This window comes from Desulfovibrio sp. SGI.102, from assembly GCF_050314315.1.
GTDB lineage: Bacteria > Desulfobacterota > Desulfovibrionia > Desulfovibrionales > Desulfovibrionaceae > Desulfovibrio.
Window position 1 is genome coordinate 23,536 of sequence record NZ_JBNPNC010000031.1, and the last position, 8,398, is coordinate 31,933.

An 8,398-nucleotide genomic window follows, 5' to 3' on the forward strand; every position below is an offset into this window, starting at 1 on the left:
CAGGCCGCCTTCGGTCGCTTGCTCGCGGCAAAAAGGGGCTCCCTCCCCCGCACCCCCTCCCTCCCCACAACCCGCCATTCGGGGCTGGGGGATATGGGAAAGGACAGGCAGCGGCATCTCCTGCGGGAGAGGGGCGCTTTTTTGTTATCGGGGAAAGGCCATGATCATGTCGTCTCGTCCGGTGGTTTCCGGCCTTTTTTTCAAAAGCCGGATGCCCAGACACGGGGCGCCCCCTCAAGATGGCTGTTTTCTCTCCCCTTCTGTCCCCCGCCACGAGGTCCTGTCATGTATCGCCAGCCTCTCCGCCTGCTGACCGTCCTCTGCCTTTTGGGCATCGCTCCCGCCTTCGCCGCGCAGGTGTCCGCAGAAAGCGGCCCTCTCCCGTCCTCCGTCACCAGCGTGGCCGCCGCGACCGGCTCTGTCCGGCAGCCTTCGTCCTCCGTCCGGTCTTCCGCCCGTCCCGCCCAGCGGCAATGGCAGGGCAATCCCGCACGCAAGGGCTACGACGACTTCCGCAACAAGCACCATCTGCGTCCCGAAGGCCAGCACCGTCTTCCCCGGCCCCGCATCCAGCGGGACGGCTCCTGGCGTCCGGGCCGTCGCGACTGAAGCCCCGCCCTGCAGCCCCCTGCGCAGGTCTCCGCAGTCCCGGCGCTGCATCATGTTGGGGACACCCGTTCTCCCCAACAGGGGCCCGGGCACACGCTGCATGGCCGCTCCCTCCGCATAAAAGGGAAGGCATGGCACCCCGTGACGCCGGCCAGGGGGGGAAGCTCCCGCTCCGCTACGCAGAAGCGCCCGCGATGTCTGCACCGCAGCGGACATGCCTGCCAAGAGGCTGCGACGCGTTCCCCGGCACCGCAGCCCGTCTTCCGGAACGAAAAAGTTTGCAGCAAACCCCGGAAGAGGATACAAGCAAGCAGGACAGCGTGCGTTAGGGAAATTTTTCCCAAGCACTGTCCCGCTCCCACAACCTTCCAACAAGAGAACGCATCATGGAAAAAGACGCCAGCCGCGAATTCATGGAAAACCTGCCCGAGCTGGAACCGGGCAAGACCTTCTGCTTTGCCTGCCATCCCGAAGTTCCCTGCTTCAACCGCTGCTGTGCGGAACTGACCCTGCCCCTGACCCCCTATGACGTGCTGCGCCTGCGCCGCCATATGAACAACATGCCCAGCGAGGCCTTCCTCAACGACTTCACCCGCATGCGCACCTTCCCCGACACGGGCTTCCCCCTGCCTCTGCTGCGCATGCTGGAAGGCCCCGGCGAGCCCTGTCCCTTCGTGACGCCCGGCGGCTGTTCCGTGTACGAGAACCGCCCCGGCGCCTGCCGCTTCTACCCCCTGGGCCGCGGCACCAAGATGGGCCACGAGGGCGTGGACGAACGCTTCTTCCTGGTGCGTGAGCCCCACTGCCACGGCTTTGACGAAGGCAAGGAATGGACGGCCCAGACCTGGCTGGCCAGCCAGGAACTGGACGAGTACAATGCCGCCAATGACCGCTACATGCGCCTGATGGCCATGGTCAAGGCCACGGAAAAGCCGCTGGAACCGCGCATGGCCACCATGGTCATCCTTTGCCTCTACCAGCTGGACAAGTTCCGCGAACTCATCGAAAAAATGGGCATCTTCCGCCGCGTGGAGATCACCGAAGAGCGCCAGAAGGCCGTCATGGAATCCGACGAAGCCACGCTGGACTTTGCTCTGGACTGGCTGGAACTGGTCATCTTCGGACAGAGCGAAGGTTTGAACAAAAAGTAGCTTTTTTTTGCAACTGTAAAAAAAGCTGACATCTGACAGCCTGCTTCCCATCAGGGGAGCAGGGTGTTTTTGTTTTTCGTATCTCTTTTGGTTACGGCATGTTAGCTGGCGATTGGGATTTTTTGCACAAATGGCATGTTTTTTGCTGTTTTTGACGGCAAACATACCGGGAGGAGTTATGAGTTTTGGCAGATCACTGTATCAATTTCTGTTAAGCAGCTCGCAGGCCTACGCCAAATGGGACCTGGAAGTCTCCACGTCCATCATCAAGAACCGCAAAAAGATGCTGTTCCTGCTGGCCCTGGCCGCGCCCATCCTGCTTGTGTGCGGTGCCGAAGCCTATGAAGCCCACGAAATGCTGGGCGGCAAAAGCGCGTATGCGCCGGCCTTCTACACCACCACCATTTTCCTGGCCTCCATCGCCGTCGGTCTGGCGGCCGGCCTCATCACCGGCTGCATCGGCGCCGGTGGCGGCTTCATCATCACCCCGGCCCTGATGGCCGCGGGCGTCAAGGGCATCCTGGCCGTCGGTACGGACCTGTTCCACATCTTCGCCAAGGCCATCATGGGCACCACCGTCCACAAAAAGCTCGGTAACGTGTCCGTCAAACTGGCCATCGCGTTCCTGGTGGGCTCCGGTGCCGGTACCTTCGTGGGCGGCGCCATCAACAAGGGCCTGTACAATGCCGACCCGCTGCTGTCCGAAATGTTCATCAGCACCATCTACGCCGTGCTGCTGGGCTTCCTGGGCTTCTACGCCCTGTTCGACTTCCTGAAAGCCACCCGCGGCACCCAGGCCGACAGCGGCGACGCTCACGGCGGCAGCGCCGGCATGACCGGCCTTTCCGTCAAGCTGCAGAGCCTGAACGTGCCCCCCATGATCACCTTTGACGAAGACCTGGTGCCTGGTGGCCGTCGCATCTCCGGCTGGATCGTCGCCGCCGGTGGCGTGGTCGTGGGCATGCTGGCCGCCATCATGGGTGTGGGCGGCGGTTTCGTGACCTTCCCCATGTTCGTGTACATCTTCGGTGTGTCCTCCATGACCACCGTGGGTACCGACATCCTGCAGATCATCTTCACCGCCGGTCTGGCTTCCGTGGGCCAGTACGCCATCTACGGTTACGTGTTCTACACCCTGGCCGTGGGCATGCTGCTGGGTTCCCTGCTGGGCATCCAGGTGGGCGCTCTGACCACCAAGGTCGTCAAGGGCGTGCACATCCGCGGTTTCTACGCCGTGTCCATCATCTCCGGTTTCATCAACCGTGCCGCTACCCTGCCCAAGAAGCTGGTGGAAATGGAATACCTCGACTGGTCCATGTCCGTGGTGAACACCATCGAAAGCGTGGGCAACGTGATCTTCTGGGCTGTGGTGGCCTTCTTCGGCCTCTGGGTGTTCAGCAAGTTCTTCCTTAATCTCGGCAAGCTCAGAGGGGAGGCCTAATTATGCTTATTCATGAAAAAGGCCCCTTTGTCCGGGGTTCCATCCTGCTGGTCTCGTTCCTGGTCCTGTTCTGTGTGCTGCTCACTCCCATCATGAAGGATGAAAAGGGCAACCACCTGACCGGTCTGCAGTACGCCGACAACGTGTTCAACGAACTCTCCAAGGGTTCTTCCTACTTCATCCCCAGCGTGCGTGAACATGTGAAGACCGTGGAAAAGGTCAACGTCAAGGTCACCGTGACCATGAAGAAGGCCGAACTGGCCGAGACCGCCGTGCAGGTGCTGACCAAGGCCGGCATGACCGCCAGCGCTGACGGCGCCAAGGTCTCCTACGAAGGCAACCTGGCCGCCATGCTGAACGCCGCCACCACCGACGCCGACAGCCTGTACCACAACGACGCCGCCACCGTGAGCGCCCGTTACGACGGCACCCATGCCCTCAAGGCCGCCGCGGCCTGGTGGTATGTGCTGAGCCCCTCCATCAAGGAACTGCAGAAGCAGCGCCTGATCGCCGAGGCCCAGGTCGTTGACCAGGTCCTGCGCCGCGCCGTGGAACCCGGCAACAACTTCTACAGCGTGGAACCCGTGAAGGTGTCGGATCACATCTGGCTCATGAGCGGCATGCTGATCTTCTACGTCATCTACACGCTCTGGTATGGCTTCGCTATCTTCGAGCTGTTTGAAGGCGTTGGCCTTGCCATGACCAAGTCCAAGGTCAAGCAGGAAGGCTAGTTCCCGGTCTGGCCTTTCCAGGCGGGCAACGTCAGGCGCCGACGGGCAACCGTCGGCGCCTTTTTCATTCCCGTCCCCGGGCATGCCGAAGAGATACCTTTGTCGCTTCCCTCGTCTCTTCCCTTTCGAGCGTCATCCGTCCCTGCGGGCGCTCCTTGTTTCTGCCCTCTCCTTGCCCGCCGCCCGCCTGCCGCGGCGTCCCTGCCTGCCCGCGTCCCTCCCCAAAAAACGACGCTGGCTGTCCTCCTTCCCCACGGGCCCTGCCCGCGACGGAGCTGAAGCCGCGCGGGACGCCTGTTCCCCGTTCCCGCCATCCCTTGCGCACCACCGGTCCGCAGCCTTCCCTGCCGCCCGGGGGCACGGCCTTTCCCTCCCTTGGAGCATGCCTCCCTTTTTCGTCCTTTTCCCCTGCGGGACATTGACACCCCCGCTTTGCCGAGGCTATCCTGCCGGGATAACGCCCGTAACGGGCCAACTCCACGCAAGGACAAGTTCGATGATGGATATTGATCGCCAAATGGCCGTGATCAAGCGCGGCGTGGCGGAACTGATTGACGAGAAGGAACTGCGCAAGAAACTGGAACGCGGCACGCCCCTGCGCGTGAAGGTGGGCTTTGACCCCACCGCTCCCGACCTGCATCTGGGCCACACCGTGGTCATGCACAAGATGCGCCACTTTCAGGAACTGGGCCACCAGATCATCTTCCTGATCGGTGACTTCACCGGCCGCATCGGCGACCCCACCGGCCGCTCCGAGACCCGTCCCCCCCTGACCGAGGAACAGGTCATCGCCAATGCCGAGACCTACAAGAAGCAGGTCTTCAAGATCCTCGACCCCGAAAAGACCATCGTGGAATTCAACTCCCACTGGCTGGGCAAGATGGACGCCTCGGACTTCATCCGTCTGGCCTCCAGCTATACCGTGGCCCGCATGATGGAACGCGACGACTTTGAAAAGCGCTTCCGCGAGCAGCGCCCCATCTCCATCCACGAATTCATCTATCCCCTCTGCCAGGGCTATGACTCCGTGGCCCTCAAGGCCGACGTGGAAATGGGCGGCACCGACCAGAAGTTCAACCTGCTGGTGGGCCGCAACCTCCAGGCCCACTACGGCATGGAAAGCCAGTGCATCCTGACCATGCCCCTGCTGGAAGGCCTGGACGGCGTGCGCAAGATGTCCAAGTCCTACGGCAACTACATCGGCATCGACGAAGCTCCCTCCGAGATCTTCGGCAAGGTCATGGCCATCTCCGACGAGCTCATGTGGCGCTATTACGAGCTGCTGTCCTTCAAGTCTCTGGAAGAGATCGCCACCCTCAAGGAAGACGTGGCCCAGGGCCGCGTGCATCCCAAGGCCGCCAAGGAAATGCTGGCCCACGAAATGGTCAGCCGCTACCACAGCGAAAAGGACGCCGACGAGGCCCGCCAGGGCTTCAATGCCGTCTTTGCCAGCGGCGGCGTGCCGGACGACGCCCCCTGCCACACCTGCGCCCAGGGCGACGACAGCACCCCGCCCGCCTTCCTGGAAGCCGCCGGTCTGGTCAAGAGCCGCGGCGAAGCCAAGCGCCTCATCAAGGAAGGCGCCCTGTCCGTGGACGGCCAGCGCTGCGACGACGCCATGTCGCCCCTGGCTGCCGGTGAATACGTCATCAAGCTGGGCAAGAAGCGCTTCCTGCGCCTGACCGTCACGGCCTAGCCTGCCGCAGCTGTTTTTTTTGCGAGGGGGCGGGGGGACTTTTGTGAACAAAAAGTCCCCCCGCCCCCTCGCGCTCCCCCACCCCTTCAAAAAACTTTGCTCTGGTCCGTGCGCCGGTCCCCGTCGCCGTCTCACCGGCAAGGCCATCCTTCCCTCATCATCCAGCCGGCACACGGGATGCTTTGCACTGCCAGAGCCCTGGCCGGCCTGGAGAACATCAAGCGGGCAGCCCGTATCCGCTTGTTGTTCCTCATTCCGGCAAGTTTTTGAGCCGTTCCTCCCGCCCCTGAGTCCGGATCGGCCCCGCCCTGCCGGTACTTCAACGCCCTCTGCTGCTTTCCTGTCGCCACAGTCCGGAGTCTTTCCCATCACCTGCCCCTTGCCGGTTGTCATGACAGGACTCGTCGCACCCTCCGGCAATTTGCGAAAACGCCCTGCATTCCCGGAGGGGCACCCATCCATTCCCTTTTCCGGCACGTCCCGATGTCCCCACCTTCAGACAGCGGCGGGGCCTGTCGTCCACACCCGAACAAGTTTTTTCCGGGGGTGGGGCCTGGAGAAAGGGACAGTTTTGCCCCAAAACGCCCCTTCCCCCACGAGAAACCCGCTTCCAATCCCCCGGTCGACAATGCTATCCTGCGGCAGGAGTAAATTATGCGAAACACGTCCTTCAGCCCGCTGTGCGCGGCTTTTCTGCTGCTGATGCTGTTGAGCCCCCTTGCTGCCGGTGCGGCCCAGCCCCAAAAACCCGTATCATCGCCCCTGACCATCACGGTGCAGGAGGCGGAACCCGGCCAGATGCTGCTGTTGGGCAGCAGCCCTGAAGACAGCGACCTGCGCGTGGGGGCCCTGATCTGCCGGCCTCTGGCCGAACAGGCGGTGGACAGGAAAAAAACAGGAGGCGGCCTGCGCCTGGACGTGCCGCTGGAATGGCTGGATGGCTATGTGGCGGCCCGCAGCGGCAAGGAGGATCTCCCCTTCCAGCTCTGGCAACAGGGCGAGCAGTGGACTTCCAGCCTGCCCATACGACTGCACGACGCCTGCGCCGCGGCCCCCATGTCCCGCCTGACGGAACGCTGGCAGGCAGTGCGCGAAAAGCTGTCGCGGCAAAAGCTCTCCCAGCCCTGCCGCACCTTCCGCCGGCAGGGCGACAACTGGCTGCCGCTGGTCCTCTGGTGGGACGGCTATCAGGCCTTCAAGGAAGACCGCCCCTACCGTCCCCTGGAGCTGGGGAACATGGCCGCCCAAAGCGACGCCCTGCTGGAGTGGTGCGGCAAGCATCCCGGCAAGCCGCTGAAAAAGGCCCTGGAACAGCTTGCGGCCCCCAAGGCGGCCCCTGCGGCCCGCTGACCGGCATGATGTCCGGCCCTGCCCCTCGCGCGGCCGGGCGGCTCTTGATATCCGTACAGACCAACGCCCCACAGGAGTCTCATGCACAAGCTCTATCTCGTCATGGTGGGCCTGCCCGCACGCGGCAAGTCCCGTCTGGCCCGGCGCATCTGCGGCGGCCTGGCGGCTGACGGCTTCCGTTCAGCCATCTTCAACAACGGCGACGTCCGCCGCGAACTGCTGGGGGCGGAATCCACCCTGCCGGAGTTCTATTCCCCGGACAATGCCGAAGGTCGCAGGATCCGCGAGGAGATCTGCCGGCAAAACCTGATCCGGGCCAAAGAATGGCTGAACCGGGAAGGTGACGTGGCCATCCTGGATGCCACCAACGTCAGTCGCGCACGGCGGGCCTTTATCGAAAGGACCCTCACGGATCATCCCGTGCTTTTTCTGGAATGCGTCAATGAAGACCCCGTGCTGCTCAATGCCTGCATCCGCAACAAGACCCGCTTGCCGGAGTACGCGGGCTATACCGAGGACGAGGCCCTGGCGAGCTTTGTGGGCCGCATCGGCTATTACGAAGCCATCTACGAGCCTGTGGGCAAGGAACAGTACTGGCTGTGCGTGGATACCATGTCCAGCCGCATCCTGGCGGAACAGCCCTGCGAAGGCTCCCCCTACTATCCCGCCATCCGCGAGATCGTGGTCAGCTGGTGGGTGCAGAGCCTGTACCTGGCACGGCATGGTCAGACGGAATACAACGTGCAGGGCCGCATCGGTGGCGATCCGCCCCTGACGGCCAAAGGCCGGATGCAGGCCGAGGCCCTGGCCCTGCACCTGCGCGACCAGAAACTGGACTGGGTGTTCACCTCCACGCGCATGCGCTCGCACGAGACCGCGGCGCCCCTGCTGCGCGGACGGCACGAGACCCGCGTGATGGCCTTCAAGGAATTCGACGAGATCTGGGCCGGGGATTGCGAAGGCATGTGCTACAGCGAGATCCGCGAGACCATGCCCGAGATCACGGCAGGCCGTAACGCAGACAAATACCACTACGCCTACCCGCACGGCGAAAGCTACGCCATGCTGCGCGAACGTGTGCGGCGCGGCCTGCAGCGGGCCCTGTTCCTAGCCGGTGAACTGCCCGTGATGCTGGTGGGCCACCAAGCCATCAACCGGGTCATCCTCTCCCTGTTCCTGCGCCAGCGCGAGGAGGACATCCCCTACATCAACGTGCCGCAGAACCAGTACTACCACATCTCGCTCACGCCCCGCCGCAAGCTCATCGAACGCATCAGCTACTAAAACAGGAAAGAAATGGCTTATATCAGACCACAGCCCAAGCAGCGCATAAGCAAGGAAGAACGCAAGCAACTTCTTCAGGAATATTACCTGCATTACAAAGAGCTCATCCATGATCAAGGCATTGAAGCACTTAGAG

At 62.8% G+C, this 8,398-nt stretch carries 7 protein-coding genes; all 7 read left to right on the forward strand.

Annotation, left to right across the window (positions count from 1 at the left end):
* The first annotated feature begins 285 nt into the window (after positions 1–285).
* The 7 genes from ACQRCJ_RS08070 to ACQRCJ_RS08100 all read left to right on the forward strand — a co-directional run bounded on the left by ACQRCJ_RS08070 (position 286) and on the right by ACQRCJ_RS08100 (position 8,262).
* Positions 286–609: a hypothetical protein gene (locus ACQRCJ_RS08070; protein ID WP_300706042.1), complete on the forward strand. Its 324-nt coding sequence runs from the start codon at positions 286–288 to the stop codon at positions 607–609.
* A gap of 386 nt (positions 610–995) precedes the next feature.
* A complete protein-coding gene (locus ACQRCJ_RS08075) occupies positions 996–1,760 on the forward strand; it encodes a YkgJ family cysteine cluster protein (protein ID WP_168935822.1) in 765 nt (254 codons plus the stop codon).
* A gap of 178 nt (positions 1,761–1,938) precedes the next feature.
* The gene (locus ACQRCJ_RS08080; protein WP_168935823.1) at positions 1,939–3,201 is read left to right on the forward strand and encodes a sulfite exporter TauE/SafE family protein; all 1,263 of its coding nucleotides are present in this window, start codon (positions 1,939–1,941) and stop codon (positions 3,199–3,201) included.
* A gap of 2 nt (positions 3,202–3,203) precedes the next feature.
* Positions 3,204–3,932, forward strand: a complete 729-nt coding sequence (locus ACQRCJ_RS08085; protein WP_168935824.1) for a hypothetical protein — start codon at positions 3,204–3,206, stop codon at positions 3,930–3,932.
* Positions 3,933–4,428: 496 nt separating this feature from the next.
* Positions 4,429–5,628, forward strand: coding sequence for a tyrosine--tRNA ligase (gene tyrS / locus ACQRCJ_RS08090; protein WP_006007781.1), 1,200 nt, complete (start codon positions 4,429–4,431; stop codon positions 5,626–5,628).
* Positions 5,629–6,282: 654 nt separating this feature from the next.
* The gene (locus tag ACQRCJ_RS08095) at positions 6,283–6,978 is read left to right on the forward strand and encodes a hypothetical protein (protein ID WP_168934947.1); all 696 of its coding nucleotides are present in this window, start codon (positions 6,283–6,285) and stop codon (positions 6,976–6,978) included.
* Between the two features lie 81 nt (positions 6,979–7,059).
* Positions 7,060–8,262: a bifunctional nucleoside/nucleotide kinase/histidine phosphatase family protein gene (locus tag ACQRCJ_RS08100; protein WP_168934946.1), complete on the forward strand. Its 1,203-nt coding sequence runs from the start codon at positions 7,060–7,062 to the stop codon at positions 8,260–8,262.
* The last annotated feature ends 136 nt before the right edge of the window (positions 8,263–8,398 follow it).

Coding starts and splice junctions, on each gene's coding strand:
- ACQRCJ_RS08070 (WP_300706042.1), top strand. CDS start 286: ATGTATCGCCAGCCTCTCCGCCTGCTGACCGTCCTCTGCCTTTTGGGC.
- ACQRCJ_RS08075 (WP_168935822.1), top strand. CDS start 996: ATGGAAAAAGACGCCAGCCGCGAATTCATGGAAAACCTGCCCGAGCTG.
- ACQRCJ_RS08080 (WP_168935823.1), top strand. CDS start 1,939: ATGAGTTTTGGCAGATCACTGTATCAATTTCTGTTAAGCAGCTCGCAG.
- ACQRCJ_RS08085 (WP_168935824.1), top strand. CDS start 3,204: ATGCTTATTCATGAAAAAGGCCCCTTTGTCCGGGGTTCCATCCTGCTG.
- tyrS (WP_006007781.1), top strand. CDS start 4,429: ATGATGGATATTGATCGCCAAATGGCCGTGATCAAGCGCGGCGTGGCG.
- ACQRCJ_RS08095 (WP_168934947.1), top strand. CDS start 6,283: ATGCGAAACACGTCCTTCAGCCCGCTGTGCGCGGCTTTTCTGCTGCTG.
- ACQRCJ_RS08100 (WP_168934946.1), top strand. CDS start 7,060: ATGCACAAGCTCTATCTCGTCATGGTGGGCCTGCCCGCACGCGGCAAG.